Origin of the sequence: Nocardia sp. N2S4-5, from assembly GCF_044628355.1 — a bacterium.
Classification (GTDB): Bacteria; Actinomycetota; Actinomycetes; order Mycobacteriales; family Mycobacteriaceae; genus Nocardia; species Nocardia wallacei_B.
Map to the genome: position 1 here is coordinate 1,875,834 of NZ_JBIUPM010000001.1, position 22,946 is coordinate 1,898,779.

The 22,946-nt window shown below is 68.5% G+C and carries 20 protein-coding genes; 8 read left to right on the top strand and 12 right to left on the bottom strand.

Annotated features, from left to right (window positions below; translation table 11 throughout):
* Positions 1 to 5: 5 nt before the first annotated feature.
* Genes ACFMRZ_RS08140 through ACFMRZ_RS08155 form a run of 4 tightly spaced genes read right to left on the bottom strand, consistent with a single transcriptional unit; the run spans position 6 to position 4,094 of the window.
* Positions 6 to 1,166 (bottom strand): acyl-CoA dehydrogenase family protein, encoded by a 1,161-nt coding sequence (locus ACFMRZ_RS08140; protein ID WP_400178556.1) that lies wholly within the window; start codon positions 1,164 to 1,166, stop codon positions 6 to 8.
* Positions 1,163 to 1,939 (bottom strand): enoyl-CoA hydratase/isomerase family protein, encoded by a 777-nt coding sequence (locus ACFMRZ_RS08145; RefSeq protein WP_400178557.1) that lies wholly within the window; start codon positions 1,937 to 1,939, stop codon positions 1,163 to 1,165. Before ACFMRZ_RS08145 ends, ACFMRZ_RS08140 begins: the two co-directional genes overlap by 4 nt.
* Positions 1,936 to 2,886, bottom strand: coding sequence for an acyl-CoA dehydrogenase family protein (locus tag ACFMRZ_RS08150; protein WP_400178558.1), 951 nt, complete (start codon positions 2,884 to 2,886; stop codon positions 1,936 to 1,938). Before ACFMRZ_RS08150 ends, ACFMRZ_RS08145 begins: the two co-directional genes overlap by 4 nt.
* Positions 2,887 to 2,924: 38 nt before the next feature.
* Positions 2,925 to 4,094, bottom strand: a complete 1,170-nt coding sequence (locus ACFMRZ_RS08155) for an acyl-CoA dehydrogenase family protein (protein ID WP_400178559.1) — start codon at positions 4,092 to 4,094, stop codon at positions 2,925 to 2,927.
* Positions 4,095 to 4,216: 122 nt separating this feature from the next.
* Here ACFMRZ_RS08155 and ACFMRZ_RS08160 point away from each other — a divergent pair, with 122 nt between their 5' ends.
* The 8 genes from ACFMRZ_RS08160 to ACFMRZ_RS08195 all read left to right on the top strand — a co-directional run bounded on the left by ACFMRZ_RS08160 (position 4,217) and on the right by ACFMRZ_RS08195 (position 15,250).
* Positions 4,217 to 5,023 carry a FadR/GntR family transcriptional regulator gene (locus tag ACFMRZ_RS08160; RefSeq protein ID WP_280271269.1) on the top strand — a complete coding sequence of 269 codons (807 nt, stop codon included), beginning with the start codon at positions 4,217 to 4,219 and terminating at the stop codon, positions 5,021 to 5,023.
* Between the two features lie 336 nt (positions 5,024 to 5,359).
* Positions 5,360 to 7,015, top strand: a complete 1,656-nt coding sequence (locus ACFMRZ_RS08165; RefSeq protein WP_400178560.1) for an SMP-30/gluconolactonase/LRE family protein — start codon at positions 5,360 to 5,362, stop codon at positions 7,013 to 7,015.
* A 6-nt stretch (positions 7,016 to 7,021) separates the two neighbouring features.
* Complete coding sequence (locus tag ACFMRZ_RS08170; RefSeq protein ID WP_400178561.1) at positions 7,022 to 7,867, top strand: SDR family NAD(P)-dependent oxidoreductase; 846 nt, start codon at positions 7,022 to 7,024, stop codon at positions 7,865 to 7,867.
* Between the two features lie 27 nt (positions 7,868 to 7,894).
* Positions 7,895 to 9,289, top strand: a complete 1,395-nt coding sequence (locus ACFMRZ_RS08175; RefSeq protein WP_400178562.1) for an SRPBCC family protein — start codon at positions 7,895 to 7,897, stop codon at positions 9,287 to 9,289.
* A 49-nt stretch (positions 9,290 to 9,338) separates the two neighbouring features.
* Complete coding sequence (locus ACFMRZ_RS08180) at positions 9,339 to 11,165, top strand: flavin-containing monooxygenase (RefSeq protein WP_400178564.1); 1,827 nt, start codon at positions 9,339 to 9,341, stop codon at positions 11,163 to 11,165.
* Between the two features lie 34 nt (positions 11,166 to 11,199).
* Positions 11,200 to 12,111 (top strand): SDR family NAD(P)-dependent oxidoreductase, encoded by a 912-nt coding sequence (locus tag ACFMRZ_RS08185; RefSeq protein WP_400178565.1) that lies wholly within the window; start codon positions 11,200 to 11,202, stop codon positions 12,109 to 12,111.
* An 8-nt stretch (positions 12,112 to 12,119) separates the two neighbouring features.
* Positions 12,120 to 13,826 carry a thiamine pyrophosphate-binding protein gene (locus tag ACFMRZ_RS08190; protein WP_280271275.1) on the top strand — a complete coding sequence of 569 codons (1,707 nt, stop codon included), beginning with the start codon at positions 12,120 to 12,122 and terminating at the stop codon, positions 13,824 to 13,826.
* Positions 13,826 to 15,250, top strand: a complete 1,425-nt coding sequence (locus tag ACFMRZ_RS08195; RefSeq protein ID WP_400178566.1) for an aldehyde dehydrogenase family protein — start codon at positions 13,826 to 13,828, stop codon at positions 15,248 to 15,250. Before ACFMRZ_RS08190 ends, ACFMRZ_RS08195 begins: the two co-directional genes overlap by 1 nt.
* A 91-nt stretch (positions 15,251 to 15,341) precedes the next feature.
* Here the strand turns inward: ACFMRZ_RS08195 and ACFMRZ_RS08200 are convergent, their stop codons facing one another.
* The 8 genes from ACFMRZ_RS08200 to ACFMRZ_RS08235 all read right to left on the bottom strand — a co-directional run bounded on the left by ACFMRZ_RS08200 (position 15,342) and on the right by ACFMRZ_RS08235 (position 22,943).
* Positions 15,342 to 16,175: a helix-turn-helix domain-containing protein gene (locus tag ACFMRZ_RS08200; protein ID WP_400178567.1), complete on the bottom strand. Its 834-nt coding sequence runs from the start codon at positions 16,173 to 16,175 to the stop codon at positions 15,342 to 15,344.
* Positions 16,172 to 16,705 (bottom strand): DUF6879 family protein, encoded by a 534-nt coding sequence (locus ACFMRZ_RS08205; protein WP_400178568.1) that lies wholly within the window; start codon positions 16,703 to 16,705, stop codon positions 16,172 to 16,174. Before ACFMRZ_RS08205 ends, ACFMRZ_RS08200 begins: the two co-directional genes overlap by 4 nt.
* Complete coding sequence (locus ACFMRZ_RS08210) at positions 16,705 to 17,007, bottom strand: hypothetical protein (protein WP_400178569.1); 303 nt, start codon at positions 17,005 to 17,007, stop codon at positions 16,705 to 16,707. The genes ACFMRZ_RS08205 and ACFMRZ_RS08210 overlap by 1 nt, the downstream gene beginning before the upstream one ends.
* A 408-nt stretch (positions 17,008 to 17,415) precedes the next feature.
* Complete coding sequence (locus ACFMRZ_RS08215; RefSeq protein ID WP_280271277.1) at positions 17,416 to 18,588, bottom strand: acyl-CoA dehydrogenase family protein; 1,173 nt, start codon at positions 18,586 to 18,588, stop codon at positions 17,416 to 17,418.
* 2 nt (positions 18,589 to 18,590) lie between these two features.
* A complete protein-coding gene (locus ACFMRZ_RS08220; RefSeq protein WP_400178570.1) occupies positions 18,591 to 20,066 on the bottom strand; it encodes an aldehyde dehydrogenase in 1,476 nt (491 codons plus the stop codon).
* 32 nt (positions 20,067 to 20,098) lie between these two features.
* Positions 20,099 to 21,343: an amidohydrolase family protein gene (locus ACFMRZ_RS08225; protein WP_400178571.1), complete on the bottom strand. Its 1,245-nt coding sequence runs from the start codon at positions 21,341 to 21,343 to the stop codon at positions 20,099 to 20,101.
* On the bottom strand, positions 21,340 to 21,672 hold the full coding sequence (locus ACFMRZ_RS08230) for a hypothetical protein (RefSeq protein ID WP_400178572.1): 333 nt from the start codon (positions 21,670 to 21,672) through the stop codon (positions 21,340 to 21,342). The genes ACFMRZ_RS08225 and ACFMRZ_RS08230 overlap by 4 nt, the downstream gene beginning before the upstream one ends.
* A complete protein-coding gene (locus ACFMRZ_RS08235) occupies positions 21,669 to 22,943 on the bottom strand; it encodes an aromatic ring-hydroxylating dioxygenase subunit alpha (protein ID WP_280271281.1) in 1,275 nt (424 codons plus the stop codon). The genes ACFMRZ_RS08230 and ACFMRZ_RS08235 overlap by 4 nt, the downstream gene beginning before the upstream one ends.
* Positions 22,944 to 22,946: the final 3 nt, after the last annotated feature.

The following is a 22,946-nucleotide window of genomic DNA, read 5'->3' on the forward strand; positions in this document are numbered from 1 at the left end:
CCCGCCTACGCCCTGGGCAGGCCGAGCCCGCGCTCGGCGATGATGGTGCGCTGAATTTCGCTGGTGCCGCCCGGAATGGTCCACTCCCAGGAGCCGACGAAGTCGAGCACCCAGGCGCCCGATTCCCAGCCGCCCGACATCGGTTTGCGCACGACGGTCTGGGCGGCCATGCCACCCACCTCCGCCCCGAAATCGGTCAGCCGCTGCAACAATTCGCTGTAGTACAGCTTCACGATCGAGGCGTCGGCCGGACCGGCGGTCGCGGCCGCGTGCCGCTCCACCAGATCCCGGCACAGCGCGCGCAGCCCGGTGAGCTCGATCTCCAAGGTCGCGAGGCGGTCGGCCACCACCGGGTCGTCGATCGGGGCACAGGCCTCGGCCAGCCACCGGAAACCGGCATTGCCGAGCCGTTCCGCCAATTCCAGCATGGTCAGCCCGCGTTCGGCGCCCAAGGTCTGCTGTGCCACCCGCCAGCCCGTGTTCTCCGCACCCACCAGCCGGTCCGCGGGGATCCGCGCCTCGTCCAGGAAGATCTCGCAGAAGTGCGATTCCCCGGTGGCCTGGCGGATCGGCCGCACCTCGACGCCGGGGGTGCGCATGTCGAGCAGGAAGTACGAGATGCCCTGCCGCTTAGGTGCATTCGGGTCGGTGCGGGCCAGCAGCAGGCACCAGTCGGCGTACTGCGCGCCGCTCGCCCACACCTTCTGCCCGGTGACCACGTACTCGTCGCCCGCGCGGCGGGCGGTGGTGCGCAACGCCGCCAGGTCCGATCCCGCGCCCGGCTCGGAGAAGCCCTGCACCCAGATCTCGCCGTCGAGGATCGCGGGCAGGTGCCGCCGCCGCTGCTCCTCGGTGCCGGCGGCCAGCAGGGTCGCCGCCGCGTGGTGCACGGCCACGAACGCCAGCACCAGCCGCGGCGCGTCGTGCGCGGCGAGTTCCTGGTAGAGCACGATCTGTTCCGCGACCGGCATACCGCCGCCGTACTCGACCGGCCAGTGCGGCACGGCGTATCCGGCCGCACGCAACTGCTGAAACCAGTCTTGTTGGAAGCGAACGAATTCCGCGTCGGAGGCGCCGGTCTGGGTTTGCCGCCAGTCGGACGGCACATGCGCGCGGCACCACTCCCGCACCTCGGCGCGGAACTCCTCGAGCTCGCGCCCGGTCACCGCGTCCGGTCCCGCAGCGCGAGCAGCCGTTCCCGGTGTTCCGGGGTCTGCATGCTGACCACCTCGGCGGCGAACCCCGCCTGCATGGGCCCGGCGAGCGCCTGCGACAGGTACATGTTCACGACTCTCTTGGTGCCGCGCAACGCCTCCGGCGGCTGGGCGGCCAGCCGCTCGGCCAGCTTGCGCGCCTCGGTCAGCAGATCGTCCGGCGCCACGACCCGGCTCGCGAGCCCGACCTCCACCGCCGTGGCGGCGTCGATCCGGTCACCGGTGTACAGGTATTCGCGGGTCCGCAGGATCGGGGTGAGCAGCGGCCAGAACGCCGCCCCGCCGTCGCCCGCGACCAGCCCGACCGCCACGTGCGGATCGGCCAGATAGGCGCGCTCGGACAGCAGCACGACATCGCACAGTACGGCGATGCTGGCGCCCAGCCCCATCGCCGGACCGTTGACCGCGGCGACCACCGGCAGCGGAAAGCGCAGCATCTCCTCGATGATCTGGGCGCCCTCGCGGATGCTCTCGTCCCGGGCCGCCGGATCGTCCAGAAACGACGTGATCCACTCCAGATCACCGCCCGCGCTGAAGGCCCGGCCCGCACCCGTGAGGATCACCACCCGCGCCTCGAGGTCCGCAGCCAGTTCCCGCCACACCTCCGCCAGCGCCCGATGCAGGTCGGCGTTCACCGCGTTCAGCTCGTCCGGACGGTTGATCACCACGAGCCGGACCGGCCCCTCGGCCGTCACGGTCAGCACCGGAGGAAGGTCGTCACTCATCGGCCGTACTCCCCGTTCGCTTCGAACAATCCCGCCGGGCCGTCCCGCCCGGCCAGGTGGATCAGCAGGTCCTCGGTAGCCACCGCACCGAGCGGGAGGCGGCGCAGCGGCAGGCTGTAGCGCGACAGCCACGACAGCGGCGATTCGTCGCAGAAACCCGAGGCGCCGTGCAGTTGATGGGCGATCCGGAAGACCGTGTCCGCCGCCGCCAGCATCGCCGAACGCAGCGTGAGCGCGTCCACCAGCGCGTCGTCGCGGCGCGCCTGGCAGCTCCACAGCGCGTAGCGGGCGAGCATGTCCGCGCCGCGGCGCTCCACCTCGGCGTCGGTCAGCTGGAACTGCACCGACTGGAATTCCGAGAGCGGCCGCCCGAACTGCTCCCGCACGAGCACATGATCGCGAGCCAGTTCCACCGCGCGGTCCAGCATCCCGAGCAGCGTCCAGCACGGCAGCAGCACCGCGAGCGCGAGATCGGCGCCGCCGTCACCGTCGACCGGCTCGATGTCCAACCGCGTCACGAACGCCGTCGCACGCGCGGGCGACAGCGGCGCGCGCGGTGTCGCCGCGCCCCGTACGCCCTCGAAACTCACTGTGGCCCAGCGCAGATCGAGCCCCTCGACCGCCGCCGCGGGTTCGTCCCCCGCCACTACCAGCAGTCCGTCGGCGCTCCCGTCCCCGGGCCGGGCCAGACGTTCCGCCACCGGATACGGCGCGGCCCAGTATCCCGCACTACGGCACAGCGCCGCCGCCGCTTCCAGCTCCTCGCCATCGCGCCGCGGCTCCAGCTCCCAGGCGCCCAGCGCACCGAGTACGGGCTCGACCAGCGCCGTCCGGCGACCCGGGTCCCGCTCGGCGGCCTGCACCAGTTCGTCGCCCCCGGCCGCGGCCAGCGCCCGCTGCACCTGTTTGCCGAATTCCGTTGCCTCGCCGGTTAATTCGATTTCCATACGATGTTCCTGCGGCCGCACTGCCGAATTCGCCTCGCTCATGCGACCGCACCCGCTCGGCGGGACCGGCCCAAGAGCGATCGGGCCAAGAGGATCTGCTGCATTTCGACGCTGCCCGAGGCGACGGTCGCGGCGTTGGCGTAGCGCCAGTGGTCCTCCACGGCGCGGCGGAAGCGGCGTTGCGCGTCGCCGTCTGCGGTGACGTAGCCGGACAGTTCGCTGAGAACGCTCGCGCTCTCCTGATCCAGTCTGGTCACCGCGATGCGATAGGCGGCGGTGTCGGCGGGCGACACCTGCCCGGCGCTCTGCGTGGCGACCACCTGGTAGGCCAGCAGCCGGGCCCGCCGGGCACGAGTCAGCGCCCGCATCCAGCGTGCGTGCAACTCGGCCGGAACCTGTTCCCAGCGCGGCCCGAGCACCTCGGGGGCGGCGCGCAGCAGGCGGTCGCAGCGGGCGTAGCGGGCGATGCCGACCCGTTCGAAGGCCAGTACCTCCCCGACCACCGACCAGCCCTGGTCGACCTCGCCCAGCACGTCGGCCTCGGTCGCGCGGACACCGTCGAGGAACACCTCGTTGAGATGATGCGGCCCGAGCATCGACCGGATCGGCCGTACCTCGATCCCCGGATCCGACATCGGCACCAGAAAGACCGTGAGCCCCTGCTGTTTCCGGCCTTCCGAGGAGGTGCGCGCGAGCAGGAAGATCCACTGCGCCATGGTGGCGTAGGAGGTCCAGATCTTCTGCCCGGAGATGCGCCAGCCGTCACCGTCCCGGCGCGCGGCGGTGCGCAGCGACGCCAGGTCGGACCCGGAGTCGGGCTCGCTGAAACCCTGGCACCAGATGACCTCGCCGCGCGCGATCGGCGGCAGATGCTTGCGCTGCTGTTCGGGCGTCCCGTGCCGCATGATGGTCGGCCCCACCCAGTTGACTCCCATATACTGCGCCCCGCGGGGTTCGTGGTGCGCCCACATCTCCTCGCGGACGACGGTCTGCTCCCACACCGAGGCGCCGCGGCCGCCGAACTCCTCCGGCCAGGCCGCGCAGAGCAGGCCCCGATCGGCGAGCACCCGGCAGAACCGTTGGGCGACAGCCAGATCGGCGGGATCGTCGGTGAACGCGCCGAGATAATCGGCGGGGACCTCCTCGGCTATCAGCCGCCGCAACTCGGCCCGGAGTTCCGCGGCGGACTCACCCATCGTGAAGTCCATTGCCGCACAGTACTTCAATCCTCATAAGGATAGCAATATTTGTATGGTCAGTTCGCCGTTGACTACACTGCCGCCATGACCGAGGCGACGCGCGCGTGCACGATCCCCGGGCGGCGGCCCGCATGACCGCAGCCAAGCGCGGCCGCGTGCCGCAGCGCCGGATCGCCGAAACCGTTGCCGCCGAGTTGCGCTCGCGCATCCTGGCCGGCGACGAGAACTACCGGCTGCCCACCCAGGACCAGCTGGTGCAGGACTTCGGCGTCAGCTACCCCTCGATCCGCGAGGCGCTGCGCATCCTGGAGACCGAGGGCCTGGTCACGGTGCGCCGGGGCAATGTCGGCGGCGCGGAGGTGCACCGGCCCGACGAGATGTCGGCGGCCTATCACCTCGGGCTCGCCCTGCAGGCCGCGCACGTCACCCTGGGCGACCTCGCCACCGGCCTGCGCATGCTGGAGCCGACCTGCGCGGCCGAGTGCGCCAGGCGGCCCGACCGCGCGGAAACCGTGATACCGGCGCTCACCGAGAACGTCGACAAGTCGGCCGAACTCGTCGACGACGGCGTGGCCTTCACCCACACCGCCCGCGAATTCCACGACCTCATCGTCTCCTTCACCCCGAACCTCACCGTCCGCTACGTGGTCAGCACCCTGGTCGCGCTGTGGTCGGTCCAGGAGGAGACGTGGGCCGAGGCGCAGGCCCGCCGCGGCGAGTACCCGTCCCCCGCCGAGGCCGCCGAGGCGGTGCGCACGCACCGCCGCCTCGTCAAGGACATCGCGGCGGGCCGGGCCGACGAGGCCGAGCAGTTGTACCGCACCCACCTGGCCGCGACCCAGGCCGTGGTCCTCGAACGCTTCGACGACGGCGTGGTCAACGCCTCCCGCAGCGGCGCCCGCCTCGCCATGCGGTCCGGTCCGCGCACCCGGATCTGACCGCGTCTCCCCGGTTGGGTGAAGCCGGTCCGCCAGCTGGACGGTAATCGTATTCTCTTTTCATGAGAATCAATTATCAGCCGAACGGCCGGAGGCAATCCGGATCGACATCGCCGCCCTGCCGTCCAGCCACCGGGCCACGCCTGACGCCTCCAGCGGCGAATAGCCATGCACCCGTGCACCTTCCGAGCACAGTCGCGCATACCCACAACAGCCGGGCGACCGACTACTCCACGGTAAGTAACGGCACAAGTATTGCTATCCTTATGAGGATTGAAGTAGCGTGATGCGCGTTACAGGGCCTGCGGTGCATACCAGCGGAATGACATTTCCGTAATGCAGCAGGTCAGCGACACCACAAGACCAACAAACTTCTCACCACTCGGAGGCCCCGCCTTGACTACAGGGGCGCGCTACAGCGGCACCGCATCGACCACCCTCGCGCAGGGCTGGAGCCTGGAACGGCTCACCACACCGAGCCGCCTGTTCGGCGCGAACGGTCTGCGCACCGGTCCCGACGGCCGCATCTACGTGGCCCAGGTCGCCGGCAGCCAGATCAGCGCACTCGACGTCGGCACCGGCGAGCTGGAAACCGTCAGCGCCAAGGGCGGTGACATCGTCGCCCCCGACGACCTGGCCTTCGACCCCGAGGGCAATCTCGTCGCCACCGAGTACATGGACGCGCGAGTCAGCGTGCGCGGCACCGACGGCCGCACCCGCGTGCTCCGCGCCGATCTGCCCGGCGCCAACGGCATCACCGTGCACAACGGCCGCCTGTTCGTCAACGAGTGCCGCATCGGCGGACGGCTCATGGAACTGCCCCTCCACGGCGGTGCGCCGCGCGTGCTGCAGGACAACCTGCCGATGCCCAATGCCATGGAGGTCGGCCCCGACGGCCTCCTCTACTACCCGGTCATGGGCACCAACGACATCTGGCGCATCGACCCCGACGGCGGTGCGCCGCAACGGGTCGCGGGCGATCTCGGCTCCCCCGACTCGGTGAAATTCGACGCCGACGGCTTCCTCGTCTCCACCCAGGCGGCGTCGGGCGAGGTGCTGCGCATCGATCCGCGCACCGGCGACCGGCAGGTGCTGGCGCGCCTGGAGCCGGGCCTGGACAACTGCACCTTCGTCGGCGACCGGTTGTTCGTGTCGCACTTCTCCGGCGCGATCACCGAAATCCGCACCGGCGGCGAGACAAAGCCGGTGCTGCCCGGCGGCCTGCTCTGGCCGCTGGATCTCACCGTCGCCCCCGACGGCAGCCTCTACGTCGCCGACGGCACCTTCTTCTACGTCCTGCGCGACGGCGAATTGCACACTGTCGCCTCGCTTTTCAGCCCGGGTAACCCCGGCTATGTGCGCGGCGTCGCGGCCGTGGGTCCGGGCGAGTTCGTCTGCGCCACCTCTACCGGTCAGATCTCCTACTACCGCCCGGGTTCGGCCGAGGAGCCACAGGTCGTCGCGGACGGTTTCGACCAGCTCTACGGTGTCGGGCTCGCCCCCGGCGGCGCGATCGTCGCCGCCGAGCTGGGCGCGGGCCGGGTGCTGTCGGTGCGGCCGGGCGAGGTGGAGGTGCTGGCCGCCGGGCTGAACGCGCCGCTGGGGGTCGCCTTCGGCCCGGACGGCACGGTCCTGGTCTCCGAATCCGGCGCCGGGCGCGTGGTCTCGGTCGGTCCCGCCGGTGTCGACACGGTGGTGGACGGGCTGGAGACGCCGCACGGAATCCTGGTGCGCGACGGGCAATTACACATCGTCGACGCCGGTGCGAAGAACGTGGTCCGGGTCGATCTCGAGACCAAGGCACGCACCACGCTCGCCTCCGGCCTCCCGATCGGCGCGCCGCCCGGAGTGGTGCCCAAACCGCTGCTCGGGACGCCGCCGTTCTCCGGTCCGATGGGACCGTTCGCGGGGATCGCCGCCGCGGCGGACGGCACCCTCTACGTCTCCGCCGATGCCGAGGGCAGCGTCCTGGCGCTGCGCGAGGAGGCGTGAGCGGCCGTGAGTGACAACGGATTCGGGCTCCGGGGCCGCGTCGTCATCGTCTCGGGCGCGGGCGGCGGCGGCATCGGCACCACGGTGACCCGCAAGGTCGCGGGCGCGGGCGCCACCGTGATCGCGGTCAGCAGGTCGGCGGAGAATCTGGCGAAACACGTCGAACCCCTGGCGGCCGAGGGGCTTTCGGTATTGCCGGTCGCGGCCGACGCGGCCACCGACGAGGGCATCGCGACGGTGCTCGAGCACGCCCGCCGGGCCGACGGCGAACTGCACGGACTGGTCAATGTCGCCGGCGGCGCCGCACCGTCGACCTGGATGCCGTCCACCCGGGTGACCCGGGCGGACTGGCGCGGGCTGTTCACCCAGAACCTGGAAACGATGTTCTTCATGAGCCAGGCGGTGGCCGCGGAGCTGAAGTCGCACGGGCGCGGCGGGTCGATCGTGTCGATCTCCTCGATCAGCGGAATGAACACCGCCCCTTTCCATATCGCCTACGGCACGGCCAAGGCCGCGCTGGTGTCGGCGACCCGCACCATGGCCGTCGAACTGGCCCTCGACGGCATCCGGGTGAACGCCGTCGCCCCCGGCGTCACCGAGACCCCGGCCTCGGGCGCCTACGTCGACGAGGCCCCCGACCGCGACCGGCTGGCCATCGCCATGGGCCGCCGCGGCACCCCGGACGAGCAGGCCGGGCCGATCCTGTTCCTGCTGTCGGACCTGTCGACCTACATCACCGGGCAGACGCTGCTGGTCGACGGCGGGCTGAATCTCAAATGGACCCACCTCGGCGCCGACAACACCTCGCTGTTCCTGAAGGACGAGTCGTTCCGCGCCGCCATCACACGCTGACACCGCGGTTCTCATGAGGAGGATGTGATGACCGAAACCGTCGATACCCACTCGGAAAACGCCACGGGCACAACGGCGCCGCAGGCGGCCGAACCGCTGTCGACGCCGCTGGTCATCGGCGTCGACGCGTACATCTCCGAGGAGTACGCGCGCGCCGAACGCGACAAACTCTGGGCCAAGGTGTGGCAGCAGGTCGACCGGGTCGAGGAGATTCCCCGCGTCGGCGACTTCCTCACCTACGAGATCCAGGACGACTCGATCATCGTGGTGCGCACCGCTCCCGACACGATCCGCGCCTACCACAACGTGTGCGCACATCGCGGCCGCCGCCTCGTCGATACCCCGCCGGGTGAGCACCACGCCCGCGGCAGCCGCAAGCAGTTCGTCTGCGGCTTCCACGGCTGGCGTTACGACCTGGAGGGCAACAACACCTTCGTGGCCGAACGCGAGGACTGGCCGTGCGGGCTGAACCGCAACGACGGACTGAATCAGGTGCGGGTGGACACCTGGGGCGGCTGGATCTGGATCAATCTGGACCCCGACGCCGGCCCGCTGCGTGAGTACCTGGAGCCCGCCGCCAGTCTGCTCGAGCATTTCGAGCTGGAGAACATGCGTTACCGGTGGCGCCGGTGGCTGACCTTCGACTGCAACTGGAAGGTCGCCTTCGAGGCGTTCATGGAGACCTACCACGTGCCCTACACCCACCCGGAGTTCATGAATTTCGGCCAGTTCCTCGGCTGGGCGCGGGCGCAGGGCAAGCACAGCAACATCGGCTACGACGCGCCGAAGGGCATGGAGGAGAACCAGGCCAAGGTGCGGCTGGGCGCCGGTCCCGACGCGCGGGTGTCGACGGCCACGCTGCAGAACTTCACCTGGGAGAACGCCAACACCAACACCACCCGCACCCTGGTCGACGTCGCGAATCGGCTGGTCGACGAGCTGCCCGAGGGCACCCCGGCCAACGAGGTGCTGCGCTACTGGCTCGACACCGCCCGCTCCGAGGACGAGGCGCGCGGCGTGGTCTGGCCGAAGGTCGATCCCGACATCGTCGCCCAGGCCGGGACGGCATGGCAGATCTTCCCCAACTTCCAGATCGGCCACGCGCTGAACAACATGCTGTGCTACCGGTTCCGGCCCTACGGCTACGACCCCGACAAGTGCATCTTCGAGGCGGCGGTGTTCGAGCTGTTCCCGCCCGGCGAGGAGCCGGAAACGGAATGGGAGTACACCCCCGAGGGCGACCCCAACTGGAGAACCGTTCTCCCGCAGGACTTCTCGAATATGGCCGCCGTGCAGAAGGGATTGAAGTCGCGCGGTTTCACCGGCGCCAAGCCCAATCCGTACCGCGAACGCAGCATCGTCAACCTGCATCACAACCTCGCCTCGTATATGGGCACCGGCGAGCCCCGCGAGCTGACCTGACCGTGGCGTCCCGCCCACGAACTTCGAGCAAGAGATCTAGGACATCCGAATGCAGCACTGCGAACCCACGGTAACGCCCGACGTCGACAAGGAAGCGTTACGCCTCAAGTACCTGGCGGAGCGGGACAAGCGGCTGCGGCCCGAGGGCCAGCAGCAGTATCTCGAGGCCGAGGACGAGTTCGCGGAATTCTACGAGAGCGATCCGCATCTGCCGGTGACACCGCGCGCACCGATCGACGCCGATGTCGAGGTGGTCGTGCTCGGCGGCGGTTTCGCCGGGCTCATCACCGCGCACCGGCTGCTGCAGGCGGGCGTCACCGATTTCCGGATCGTGGAGCTGGGCGGTGACTTCGGCGGCGTCTGGTATTGGAACCGCTATCCCGGAATTCAGGTCGACTCGGATGCCTACACGTATCTGCCGCTGATCGAGGAAACCGGCTACATGCCGACGGAGAAGTTCACCCACGGCGACGAGAACTACGAACACGCGCAGCGCATCGGCAAGCATTTCGGCCTGTACGACAAGGCGATCTTCCATACCCTGACGCGCTCGCTGGAATGGGACGAGCAGATCAAGCGCTGGCGGATCGGCACGAATCGGGGCGACGATATCCGCGCCCGTTTCGTGGTGATGTGCCAGGGCCCCTACAACCGCCCGAAACTGCCCGGGATCCCCGGCATCAAGGATTTCCGGGGGCACACCTTCCACACCGCCCGCTGGGACTACGAGTACACCGGCGGCAATCTGCACGGCGGCCTGGACCGTCTCGGCGACAAGCGAGTCGCGATCATCGGCACGGGTTCCACTGCGGTGCAGGCGATTCCGCATCTGGCGCGCGGCGCGAAGCATCTCACCGTCTTCCAGCGCACCCCGTCCTACATCTTCGAGCGGGACAACTACCCGACCGATCCGGAATGGGCGAAGTCGCTGCGGCCGGGCTGGCGGGCCGAGCGGCAGCGCAACTTCCACAACGCCGCCTTCGCGTTCTACAGCCCCGGCGAGCCGGACCTGATCTGCGACGGCTGGACCGAGGTCGCGCGCAACCTGGCCGCGAAGCTGAACGAGACCGGCGGCTGGGCCGCGCTCGCCGATCCCGCGAAGTTCCTGGAACTCAAGGAGATCGAGGACTATCGGGCGATGGAGCGGCTGCGCCGGCGCGTCGAGGAGATCGTCGAGGACCCGCAGACGGCGGAGAAGCTCAAGCCGTACTACCGCAATATGTGCAAGCGGCCGGTCTTCAACGACGAATACCTGCCGACCTTCAACCGCCCCAACGTGACCCTGGTCGATGTGTCCGACACCAAGGGCGTCGAACGCATCACCGCGAACGGCATCATCGCCCACGGCGTCGAGCACGAGGTGGACTGCATCATCTTCGCCAGCGGCTTCGAGATCACCACCTCCCTCGAGCGCCAGTACGACATCGAGCCGTTCACCGGCCGCGGCGGCCGCTCGCTCTACGAGCACTGGGGCAAGGGTTTCCGGACACTGCACGGCATCACCACGCACGGTTTCCCGAACATCTACTTCACAGGGTTCATCCAGGGCGGCGTCACCGCGGCCACCACCCTGATGTTCGAGCAGCAGGCCGATCACATCGCCTACATCGTGAAGCAGGCCCAGGAGCGCGGCGTCGCCGTGGTGGAACCCACCGCCGACGCCGAGGAGGGCTGGGTGCAGACCATCCGCGCGAACACCGTCGACAACAGCACCTTCGTCTCGGAATGCACGCCCGGCTACTACAACAGCGAGGGCGAGCCGAACGGCCGCTCGTTCCTGGGCGACCCGTTCTGGGGCGGCTTCTACGTGCTGGAGGAGATGTTGCAGGGCTGGCGCGACGCCGGCGACCTGGAGGGTTTGGCGCTGGGCCGATGACCCGCCCCGAGAACCCCGGAGAGGACCGAACACCTTGTCAGACTTGAGATTCGACGATCGCGTCGCCGTCATCACCGGCGCCGGCCGCGGTTTGGGGCGCGCCTACGCCGAACTCCTTGCCGCCCTGGGCGCCAAGGTGGTGGTCAACGATGTCGGCGGCACCACCCGCGGCGACGTCTTCGAGGCCGATGTGGCCGCGGAGGCCGCCCAGGCCATCACGGACGCCGGGGGCGAGGCGGTCGCCAATACCGACTCGGTGGCCACGCCCGCGGGCGGGCGGGCGATCGTGGAATCGGCGCTGGACCATTTCGGCCGCCTCGACATCCTGATCCACAACGCGGGAAACGTTCGCTACGGGTCACTCACCGAACTGAGCTACGAGGATTTCGAGGCCGTCGTGGATGTGCACCTGCGCGGCGCCTTCCACGTGGTGCGCGCCGGTTTCCCGGTGATGAGCAAGGCCGGATACGGGCGGGTGGTCCTGACCTCCTCCATCGGCGGTCTCTACGGCAACAAGGCGGTGGCCAACTACGCGGTGGCCAAGGCCGGGGTGATCGGGCTGTCCAACGTGGTCGCGCTGGAGGGGGCGGAGGTGGGCGTCAAGTCCAACGTCATCGTGCCCTCGGCGCTCACCCGGATGGCCGCGGGCATCGACACCTCGGCCTATCCGGACATGCGGCCGGAACTCGTGGCGCCCGCGGTCGGCTATCTGGCGCACGAAACCTGCACGCTCAGCGGCGAATTGCTGGTGTCGATCGCGGGCCGGGTGGCGCGTGCCTACATCGCCGAGACGCCGGGCGTGTATCAGCCCTCGTGGACCGTCGGCGAGGTCGCCGCGCGCATCGACGAGATTCGCAATACCGACAACTCCTGGATCCTGCCGCCCGCGTCGGCTCACGTCGACCACATCGGCGGCAGCTTCGCGATGGCCAGGGCAGGGAAGTGAGGACAAGCATGGCAGTCAAGGTTTACGAACGCATTCTGGACCTCTTCGAAGCCGAGGGCATCAGGACGATTTTCGGCATCCCCGACCCGAATTTCGTGCACCTGTTCCATCTCGCCGAGGAGCGCGGCTGGAATGTCGTCGCGCCGCACCACGAGGAGTCGGCCGGGTTCATGGCCGAGGCGGTGTCGCGAATGACCGGGAAGGCCGCGCTGGCCATCGCCACACTCGGCCCGGGGATCGCGAACCTGGCCGGTTCGGTGATGTGCGCCAAGGTGGAGAACTCCCCCATCGTCTTCCTCGGCGGACAGCGCGCCCGCATCACCGAGCAGCGGGTGCGGCGCGGCCGGATCCAGTTCGTGCAGCAGGCGCCGCTGATCGAGAACTCCGTGAAGTACAGCGCCAGTATCGAATACGCGGACCAGACCGACGAGATCATCCGCGAGGGCCTGCGCAAGGCGCTGTCGGGCACGCCGGGACCGGTGTACATCGAGTACCCGTCGCACGTGATCACCGAGGAACTCGACGTGCCACCGGTGTTGCCCCCCAAGGCTTATCGGCTCGTCGGCCAGACCGCCGGTCCCGACAAGGTGGCCGAGGCGGTGGAATACATCCGCGCGGCGAAGCAGCCCATCCTGCTGGTCGGGCACGGGGTGCACACCGCGCGGGCCGGGGAGTCGGTGAAGGCGCTGGCCGATCTCGTCGCGGCGCCGGTGCTGCAGACCTCCGGCGGTACCTCCTACATCAAGGGGCTGGAGGATCGCACCTTCCCGTACGGCTTCTCCAAGGCCGGGCTGGAGGCGGTGGTGCAGTCGGATCTGGTGCTGGCCATCGGCACCGAACTCGGCGAGCCGGTGCACTTCGGGCGCGGGCGGCACTGGGTGGCGAACGAGGCCAACCGGAAATGGATTCTGATCGAACAGGATCCGGCGGCCATCGGCGTGAACCGGCCGATCGATGTGCCGCTCGTCGGCGATCTGCGGGCCATCGTGCCGCAGCTGGTGGAGGCGCTGCAAGACACTCCGCGCACGCCGACCCCGGAGCTGCGGCGCTGGATCGAACAGGACGCCGCGCAACTGGCGGAGCTGGCCGAGACCGCGCCCGCCGGCGAGTCGCCGGTGCATCCCGCGCGGATGATCGTGGAGGCCACCAAGGCCTTCCCGCCGGACGGCATCATGGTCCGCGACGGCGGCGCCACCACGATCTTCGGCTGGACCTACTCCCAGGCCAAGCCGCACGACGTGATCTGGAACCAGAACTTCGGGCATCTGGGCACCGGCCTGCCCTACGCCGTGGGCGCCTCGGTGGCCGACGGCGGTAAGCGGCCGGTCATGCTGGTCACCGGCGACTCGTCGTTCCAGTTCCAGATCGCGGAGCTGGAAACCGCTGCGCGCCTGAACCTTCCGCTGGTCTGCGTGGTCGCCGTGGACTATGCGTGGGGCCTGGAGGTCGGCGTCTACAAGCGCACGTTCGGGCACGGGTCGCTCGAGACCGGCGTGCACTGGAGCAAGGACGTGCGGCTGGACAAGGTGGCCGAGGGCTTCGGCTGCTACGGCGAATACGTCGAACGCGACGAGGACATCGCACCGGCCATCAAGCGGGCCTACGCCAGCGGGCGGCCGGGCGTCATCCACGTCGCCGTCGATCCGAAGGCGAACTCGGAGGAGATGCCGAGCTACGACGAGTTCCGCACCTGGTACGCGGAAGGACAGCAGTGATGCGCGAATATTCGAAGTTCTACATCGGCGGCAAGTGGGTCGATCCGGCCGAGCCGCGGACATTCGACGTGGTGAACCCGGCCACCGAGGAGGTCGCCGGGCGGGTCGCGAGCGGCTCGGCCGCCGACGTGGATCAGGCGGTGGCGGCCGCGCGGCAGGCGTTCCCGGGCTGGGCGGCCATCTCCGTCACCGATCGGCTCGCGGTGTTACGCGCGATCGGTGACGAATACGGCAGGCGCCGTGGGGATCTCGCCGCGGCGCTGACCGAGGAGATGGGCGCCCCGGCCGCGCTGGCGGGCGGCTTCCAGGTCGATCTCGGCGCCGGGCATCTGGCGACGGTCATCGAGATCCTGGAGAACTACTCCTTCGAACAGCCGCGCGGCGCCACCCTGATCGTCAAGGAACCGATCGGGGTCTGCGGTCTGATCACGCCGTGGAACTGGCCGTTGAACCAGATCGCGGTGAAGGTCTTCCCCGCCCTGGCCGCCGGATGCACGGTGGTGCTCAAGCCCTCGGAGCAGTCGCCGTTCAGCGGGCAGATCTTCGCCGAAATCCTCGATGCCGCAGGGATTCCCGCCGGAGTGTTCAATCTCGTGCAGGGCGACGGCCCGAGTGTGGGCGCGCCGCTGTCCGCGCATCCCGGCGTGGACCTGATCTCCTTCACCGGTTCCACCCGCGCGGGCATCGAGATCGCCAAGAACGCCGCGCCCACCGTCAAGCGGGTCACCCAGGAGCTGGGCGGCAAGAGCCCGAACGTCGTCCTCGACGACGCGGGACTGGCGGCCAATGTCGGCAGCGCCGTCGCGACCCTGATGAACAACTCCGGCCAGACCTGCAGCGCGCTGTCGCGGATGCTGGTGCCGCGCACCCGCATGGACGACGCGATCGCGGCGGCCCGGGACGCGGCTTCGCAACTGTCCGTAGGCGATCCGACCGGAGACGTCGCGCTGGGTCCGGTGGTGTCCGGTGCGCAGTTCGACAAGATCCAGGCCCTGATCCAGAAGGGCATCGACGAGGGCGCCACTCTCGTCGCGGGCGGCACCGGCCGTCCCGAGGGCCTGACCAAGGGCTATTACGTCAAGCCGACCGTGTTCGCGAACGTCACCAACGACATGACCATCGCCCGCGAGGAGATCTTCGGCCCGGTCCTGACCATCCTGGGCTACGACGATCTCGACCAGGCCGTGGAGATCGCCAACGACACCGAGTACGGTCTCGCCGCCAATGTCGCCGGCGCCGACCTCGAGCAGGCCCGCGCCGTCGCCCGCCGCATCAGCGCCGGCTGGGTGACGGTCAACGACGCCTTCGACTTCCACGCCCCCTTCGGCGGTTACCGCAAGAGCGGCAACGGCCGCGAATGGGGCGAGGACGGGTTCGAGGAGTACCTGGAGACCAAGGCCATCCTGGGCTACGCGACGGAGTAGGGAGGCACCTCGGCACAGTAGTCGACGGCCCATCTGTGCACGAGTTCGCACAGGTAGCGTGCGGCGAGCGCCTTCGCTGACGCCCCTGGCTCTATGAGCGTCGGGCGTCGAGTGCCGACCCGATCAATGAACGAGCTGCATCGCCGACGACGGCCTGCGCCGACAAGGCGGTGAATGCCTTCTCGTAATAGGCGAGTTCGCGCGGCTGAGTGATCGTCAACTCGGCGGTGATGGTTTCCACCTGCACCATGCGACGGTCATAGAACACGAAGTTTGTTGTCGTATAGACGAACTCAGCAGTTGCCGGAACGATGCCGAGCGACAGGCGCGGTATCCGCATCAACTCGGCCAGGTGCTCGAGCTGTTCGACCATGATCGCATCGGACCCGACCGTGGTGGACAGCACTTGCTCGGCGATCAGGTAGTTGAATCGGTGCACGCCTTCGCGCAGGACTCGCTGTCGCTCCATGCGTGCGGTAATCGCTGCGTCGAGATCGTCTGTGCCGCCCACGAACCCGATGCAGGTTTCGATGATGTGGCGCGCGTAGTTCTGTGTTTGCAGAAGGCCGGGCACGATCAGCGGTTCGAATGCACGCACCAGTGATGTTCCGGCTTCGTCGGCGACCGCCTTGCGTTGGCGTCCGGCGTGGCCGTGGCCGACGATGCGCCGCCATTCCGCCCATGCCGCTTCGATATTGCGTACCAACGCGATGAGATCTGGGACATGCAAGGTGGCGTTGGTGGCCGCGCACCAGGCCCGTATGTCGTCCTCGTTGGGAGTCTGCCGTCCGTGCTCGATGCGGGATACCTTCGAGTTATCCCAGCCGATGCGATCGGCGAGGCCGACACCCGTGAGCCCGGCATCCCTGCGGAGTTCCCGCAATCGGATGCCGAGGTTCTCACGGGCCTGTTGAACACTGCTCACGTTGCCGCAATATATCTGTCGTGCGGTGTAGCCAGTTGCCACGCCCGGTCCCGCACGGTCACACAACGCTGTGCGATGACCGGATCGCGGGTGAGGGCTCCTCCCGCGAAATCGCCTGCGCTGGTAAAGATCGTGAACAACACAGTGTCGTCGTCGAAGAGCCACCAGTCATCCGGCGTCAGTTCGGCAGGGTCGATGGAATGCCTCGGCAGCCAACGGATATCTTCGCCGGAGGGCTGGTTGAATCGAGTGGTGTAGTCGAGCGCGAACCTGGTGTAGTCGCCGTGCGGCTCGGTCACCACTCGGACCCGCTGCACCGACCTGCCCGCGCTCGTGGTCGTCTTCATCAGTTGGAACCAGTGATCCCAGTTCGGCGGGTACTCGTACGGTTCGCCACGCAGGAACTTGCCCATCATCTCGATCTCTTCGGCGACTTGCCCGTACGAGTCCTGCGTTTCAAGGTGGAACGCGCGAGCCTTGGCGTCGTGGAACAGTTGATCGAACTCCGGGCCTGCCGGAATGAGAAGCATCAGCGATCGTCCTTTCGGACCGGGACCGCCACGGCAGTCTCATGACCGGGTATCTGCATGGTGTTCAAGACCTGTTGGTCGGTGATGGTGGTCCCGACCATTACGTACCAGCCGTTGCCGATGTCGGTCAGGTCCGTGTCGAAACACATGCCGGGCTCCATGTAATGGAGCAGATCGTGAGGAATGCGCACCTTGGCCGGTTCGCCGGGTACAGGGTAGCCCTGTGCGAAGTAGACGCCGTTGTCCGCCGTCCATAGCCGTGGTGATCCGTTGACGCCGCTGGGGCCGCCGAGTAGTCGCATGGTGAGGGCCTTCTGTGTTTGTGAGGGTTGCGCCTTGCAGCCTCGATGATCACCCTCACATGCGTTCAAACACAACGTTTTCGGCCGGTCGACGCAAACTCCTACAAACTCCGGCGGGCCAGCTCTGACTCCGGGTGACCTCACCGATCAGCAACGGGAGGCAATACACGATGAAACCCCGATCACGGTTGTTCGAGTTCCCCGGCGACTGTTCAGTGAAGGACATCTCACGACACACCGAGTCCGAGCGCGGTGACAAGTCCGCCAAGTAGGACTCGTTCCGCCTGATGAAGGAAACCAATGTTACGCAACATCATTCATGTGGCAACAGCCGCGAAAGGGGCGAGAACGACTTCGAGAAGTACCTGGAGACCATGTACATGCAGCTGGTGTCGATCCGGGTCGCGCCTACCGGGGCAGGCCGAGGACGCGTTGGGCGATGATGTTGCGCTGGATCTCGGAGGTGCCGCCGGCGATGGTGTGGGCGAAGGTGCGGGCGTAGCGTTCGAACCAGCCGGGGGCGGTGGCCTCGGGGTTGAGCGGGCTGAAGTGGGCGGTGACGACGTCCTGGTCGAGTCCGTCGGAACCCGTTGCGGCCAGGGCGCTTTCGGTGGCGCGCTGGATGGCTTCGGAGCCGAACAGCTTGAGGACCGAGAGGGCGGCGACATCGACGTCGCCTTGGGCCGCGCGGGCCAGGGCGGCCGAGCCGAGCAGGCGCAGGGCGTAGCTGTCGAGGACCAGACCGGCGTAGCGGTCGGCGTCCAGTTCCGTCACCGGATGGAACTGCTCGACCAGATGGTCGAGCCGGTCGGCGTAGCTGAGCCACAGCAGGGTCCGCTCGTGGCCCAGCGAGCCGTTCGCCACGGCCCAGCCGCGATGCAACTCGCCGACCAGATTCCCGGCGGGCACCACGACATCGCTGAGGAACACCTCGTTCAGGTCCACGTCGTGCCTGGCGGTGACCGAGGCGAAGGGGCGGCGTTCCACGCCAGGGGTGTCGGTGGGGATCAGCAGGGCCGAGATGCCGCGATGCTTGGCCGCGTCCGGGTCGGTCCGGACGAAGGCAAGCAGCACATCGGCGTCGTGCGCGCCGGAGGTCCAGATCTTCTGGCCGTTGACCACGAAGTGATCGCCGTCGAGCACCGCGCGGGTGCGCAGCCCCGCGAGGTCCGAACCCGCGCCGGGCTCGCTCATCCCGAGCGAGGCAGTACGCTCGCCGCGCAGGATCGGGATCGCCCACTGCTCTTGCTGTTCGGGCGTGCCGAAGGTGATCAGCGAGGCGGCGACGATCCCCAGTCCCTGCGGGTTGAACGTCTGATAGATCCGCCGCTTGGCCAGTTCCTCCTGATGCACGTACTGCTCCAGGACCCCGGCGTTGCGGCCGCCGAAGCGCGGCGGATAGCCCGGGATCAGCCAGCCGTGCTCGAATTGCACGCGCTGCCAGCGGCGTGCCCACTCGGGGATGTGCGCGGTGGAGCGGGCTCGTTCGACCGCCTCGGCCTCGGCGGGCAGATGCTCGTCGAGAAAGGCCACGAACTCCGCGCGGAAACGCTCCACGTCCTCGTCGAAGCTCAATCGCACGATTATCCTCCGCTCCGGACGTCCGCCGCGACGGAGACCGATTTGGTGTCGAGGAACCCGTCCAGTCCCTCCGGGCCGAACTCGCGCCCGATGCCGCTGGCCTTCACCCCGCCGAACGGCGCGGCCGGGTCCATGCTGTAGGCCGCGTTGATTCCCAGTGTGCCGCTGCGGATTCGGCGCGCGACGGCGCGACCGCGGTCGACATCGGCGGTCCAGACCGAGCCGGACAGCCCGTACTCGGTGGCGTCGGCGAGACGCACGGCGTCGTCCTCGTCGTCGTAGGCGATGACCCCGAGCACCGGCCCGAAGATCTCCTCCTGGGCGATCCGCATGGCGTTGTCGACATCGACGAACAGCGTCGGCCGCACGTACCAGCCGCGGTCGATGCCGTCGGGGAATCCGATGCCGCCCACCAGCGGCCGGGCGCCCTCGCGCCGCCCCTGCTCGATGTATCCGGAGACTCGCAGCTGCTGGCGCTCGGTCACCATCGGGCCGACCCGGGTCGCCGGGTCGAACGGATCACCGACGGGGAGGTTCTCCACCATGCCCGCCAGGGCATCGACGTAGTCGTGATACCTGCTGCGCGGCAACAGGATCCGCGTCTGTGCGACGCAGGCCTGGCCGCTGTTCATCAGGCCCGCCACGGCTATCCCCGTGGCGACGGTCTCGGGGTCGGCGTCGTCGAGCACGACCGCGGCGGATTTACCGCCCAGCTCGAGACCGACCCGCCGCAGCGCGGAACCACACGCGGCGGCCACTTCCCGGCCCGCCGCGGTGGACCCGGTGAAGGACACCTTGTCGACGCCGGGGTGCGAAACCAGATACCGGCCGACCTCGCGGTCGCCGGGCAGGATACTGACCACACCGGGCGGCAGGTCCAGTTGCTCGAGCAGATCGGCCATGAAGTAGGCGTCCAGCGCCGTCTCCGGCGAGGGTTTGAGCACGATCGTGCACCCGGCGAGTAAGGCGGGCACCAGTTTCGCCACGGTCAGGAACATCGGCATGTTCCACGGGATGATCGCGGCGACCACCCCGACCGGTTCCCGATACACCTCGACCACACCGCCGAAGGCTCCGGCGCGCGTCTCCTGCCACGGGTGTTTGGCCGCGACGTCGGCGAAGGCGCCGATCATCGCACCGGGCAGCCGGGCGTGCGCCGAGCGGGAGAAGGTGATCGGGGCGCCCATCTCGGTGGTGATCAGCTGGGCGAGTTCCTCCTGGCGCGGCCGGAACAGCTCGGCCAATTCGCGCACCACGGCAATGCGTTCGCTCGGGTCCAGCCGCGGCCACGGTCCCTCGTCGAAGGCCGTGCGCGCCGCCGCGACCGCGCGATCGACATCCGCGTGCCCCGGCGCGGGCACCCGGGCGACGGGCTGCTCGGTATGCGGTGAGATCACCTCGATGGTGTCCGTGGTGCCGGGCGCGACCCACGCACCGCCGATGTACAGCTGCTGCCGTGACGGCACGGCCTTGGCCATGTTGCGATCTCCTTGTCGGTGTGCTCGGTCGCTCAGGGCTGCTTGGCGATCCGGCCGTCCTTCATCACGAACCGCACGTCCTGCAGCACCGTGATGTCGGCCGTGGGATCGCCCGGTACGGCGATGATGTCGGCCAGCAGACCCGGTTCGAGTCGCCCGCGGTCGTCCGCGCCGATGAGTTCGGCGCTGGTGACGGTGGCGGCGCGCAGGGCCTGGGCGGGTGTCATGCCCCGGTCGACCAGGGCCCACAGTTCCTTGGCGTTGTCGCCGTGCGGAACGGCGGGCGCGTCGGTGCCGCAGGCGATCTTGACTCCGGCGGCGATCGCCTTGCGCAGCGTCTCGCGCGCCTTCGGGAAGACCTCGGCGGCCTTCTTCTGCAGTGCGGGAGCGGCTTTGGAGACGTCCAGGCCCTCGGACAGGTAGCTGGTGGGCACCAGGAACGTGCCGTGCTCGACCATCATGGCGATGGTGTCGTCGGAGGCCAGCGACCCGTGCTCGATGCAGTCCACGCCCGCGCGGATGCATGCCCGGATCCCGGCGTCGCCGTGCGCGTGCGCGGCGACCCGGACTCCGGCGCGGTGCGCCTCGTCGACGATCGCGGCCAGTTCCTCGTCGGAATACTGTTGCGCGCCGGCAACGGTGCCGTGCGACATCACCCCGCCCGAGGCCGAGATCTTGATGACCTCGGCGCCGTATTTGATCTGGTAGCGCACGCATTCCCGCACCTGCGGCACCCCGTTGGCGCGCCCCTCCTCCACGCTCAGCGGCATGATGTGCGGGGCGAGGCGCTGGAACATCGTGGGGTCGAGGTGGCCGCCGGTCGGCGTGATGGCGTGCCCGGCCCCGACGATGCGCGGCCCCTCCACCCAGCCCTGCTCGATGGCGCGGCCCAGATCGACGTCCAGCAGGTAGCCGCCGGTCTTCACCATCAGGCCGAGATTGCGCACCGTGGTGAATCCGGCGTGCAGGGTGGTGCGGGCATTGACCGTGCCCCGCAGTGTCCGGTACACCGGGTCGTCCTGGACGCCGTGCATCGCGTGGGGCAGTCCCGACGGATTCTCCGGGCCGCCGATGAGCAGGTTGATCTCCATATCCATCAACCCGGGCAGCAGTGTCAGGTCACCGAGATCGACCACTCGCGCGTCGGCGGGCGTCTCCGCCGGATCGACGGCGGCAATGACGTTGTCCTCCACCAGGATCGACGCGGGCGAGTGCACCTGGCCGGTGGCCACGTCGACCCAGCGGGCCGCGCGCAGGACGGTGTACTTTTCGCTCATGGATTGGGCTCCAGGACGCACTCCAGCGCGGCCACCCCCGTGTCCGGGATGCGGGGCTGGCTCCAGACCTCCACCGGGAAGGACACCTGGATCATCGAATACAGCAGGTACAGCAGGTTCTGTACCTCGTCGGGCAGATCGTCGAGCGGGAACTTGTCGCAGTAGCCGATCACCTCCTCCGCCTGGGGAGTGATCGCGTCGTAGAACCGCTGCATCTCGTCCATGGTACTGGCGAGCCGTTGCGCGTAGCGCTCGGTTTCGGTTGGCAGGCACCACTTTTCGGCGAACGGTTCGAGTTCGGCGAATTCCGCCGGCAGCAGGTTGCTCATGACCGCACCGCCTCCGCGCGCTCGCGCTGGTAGTCCTCGACCCAGTCGCCGGCCACCTTGTGCAGATGGCGGAGCAGGATCTCCTGGTCGTTCAGCGGAAACGCCGTCACCGCACGGGATTCCAGCATGATCTGGGTCGCCTCCAGCGTGCTGCTGTCCTGCAAGCCGTACTCCTTGAACGTCACCGCGGCCATCTCGTGCGCCACCCGGTCGCGCGCGCTGCGGGCGGGCGTGAAGTACAGGTTGCCCTCGAAGGTGTGGGTGTTGTGCGAGGTCGGCCAGTATTGATAGGTCAGATACCACCCGCCGGACCAGATCAGGATCACGAAGTTGGGCCACAGCTGGAACGAGTCGAGACCCCAGGGTTCGCAACCGGCCGGGTTCAGCCCCGCGGGCATCTCCCCCAGATCCGGTACGTCCCAAGGTCCGAACAGGCCGCTGCGGGTGATGTCCTCCATGGGCTTGCGCATCGAAGGATCGAGTTCCCAGGTGACCACGCCCGACGTGCTCACCAGCCGGTGCGGGCCGTCGAGGCGGTAGTGCGGCGCCTCGAAACCGGCCTGCTGGGCGGCCATGGAGTAGTTGTCCGGCGTCTGCTTACCGTGCAGCACCGGCGCGTGATAGAACTCCTGGAACGCGTCCATGTACAGCTTCCAGTTGGCGCCGACCTCGGACCGGTAGGTGAACCGCTGGGTGAGCTTGTCGAACGGGTAGCCCTCCAGCCCGGTGACCATGGGGCCCAGGAACTCTCGCAGGGACTGGCGCGGTTGCGCGGCGAGATTGATGAAGATGAAACCCGCCCACACCTCGCAGTGCACGCGCACCAGGCCGAGCGCGTCCTTGTCCAGGTCGAAGAACTCCTCTTCCTGCTGCACGAAATTCAGTGAGCCGTCGAGGTTGTAGCGCCAGCCGTGATACTTGCAGGTGAACTGGCGGCAGGTGCCGGAGACCTCCTCGCGCGGAAAGTCGTTCCACACCAGCTTGTTTCCGCGGTGGCGGCAGATGTTGTGGAAGGCGTTGACGTTCCCCTCGCGGTCACGCACCACGATCACCGAGGTGTGCGCGGCGGCGATCTCCTTGGTGAAATAGCTGCCCGTGCGCGGAAGCTGTTCGACCCGCCCCACATTGAGCCAGGCGCGTTTGAAGATCGCCTCCCGCTCGAGTTCGAAGAACTCCGGGGTGATGGAGTCGTCGTAGGACATCGGCGCGGTGCCGAGTTCCGGGTAGTGCTGGGTCCAGCTGCCTTCGGCGGGCTTGGGCCAACGAGGCATGGT

Excerpts from the sequence above, each read along its gene's own strand:
- ACFMRZ_RS08155 (WP_400178559.1), bottom strand. The coding sequence starts at position 4,094 with ATGGACTTCACGATGGGTGAGTCCGCCGCGGAACTCCGGGCCGAGTTG.
- ACFMRZ_RS08160 (WP_280271269.1), top strand. The coding sequence starts at position 4,217 with ATGACCGCAGCCAAGCGCGGCCGCGTGCCGCAGCGCCGGATCGCCGAA.
- ACFMRZ_RS08175 (WP_400178562.1), top strand. The coding sequence starts at position 7,895 with ATGACCGAAACCGTCGATACCCACTCGGAAAACGCCACGGGCACAACG.
- ACFMRZ_RS08165 (WP_400178560.1), top strand. The coding sequence starts at position 5,360 with ATGCAGCAGGTCAGCGACACCACAAGACCAACAAACTTCTCACCACTC.
- ACFMRZ_RS08230 (WP_400178572.1), bottom strand. The coding sequence starts at position 21,672 with ATGAGCAACCTGCTGCCGGCGGAATTCGCCGAACTCGAACCGTTCGCC.
- ACFMRZ_RS08195 (WP_400178566.1), top strand. The coding sequence starts at position 13,826 with ATGCGCGAATATTCGAAGTTCTACATCGGCGGCAAGTGGGTCGATCCG.
- ACFMRZ_RS08210 (WP_400178569.1), bottom strand. The coding sequence starts at position 17,007 with ATGCGACTACTCGGCGGCCCCAGCGGCGTCAACGGATCACCACGGCTA.
- ACFMRZ_RS08225 (WP_400178571.1), bottom strand. The coding sequence starts at position 21,343 with ATGAGCGAAAAGTACACCGTCCTGCGCGCGGCCCGCTGGGTCGACGTG.
- ACFMRZ_RS08190 (WP_280271275.1), top strand. The coding sequence starts at position 12,120 with ATGGCAGTCAAGGTTTACGAACGCATTCTGGACCTCTTCGAAGCCGAG.
- ACFMRZ_RS08205 (WP_400178568.1), bottom strand. The coding sequence starts at position 16,705 with ATGCTTCTCATTCCGGCAGGCCCGGAGTTCGATCAACTGTTCCACGAC.
- ACFMRZ_RS08235 (WP_280271281.1), bottom strand. The coding sequence starts at position 22,943 with ATGCCTCGTTGGCCCAAGCCCGCCGAAGGCAGCTGGACCCAGCACTAC.
- ACFMRZ_RS08180 (WP_400178564.1), top strand. The coding sequence starts at position 9,339 with ATGCAGCACTGCGAACCCACGGTAACGCCCGACGTCGACAAGGAAGCG.
- ACFMRZ_RS08220 (WP_400178570.1), bottom strand. The coding sequence starts at position 20,066 with ATGGCCAAGGCCGTGCCGTCACGGCAGCAGCTGTACATCGGCGGTGCG.
- ACFMRZ_RS08150 (WP_400178558.1), bottom strand. The coding sequence starts at position 2,886 with ATGGAAATCGAATTAACCGGCGAGGCAACGGAATTCGGCAAACAGGTG.
- ACFMRZ_RS08145 (WP_400178557.1), bottom strand. The coding sequence starts at position 1,939 with ATGAGTGACGACCTTCCTCCGGTGCTGACCGTGACGGCCGAGGGGCCG.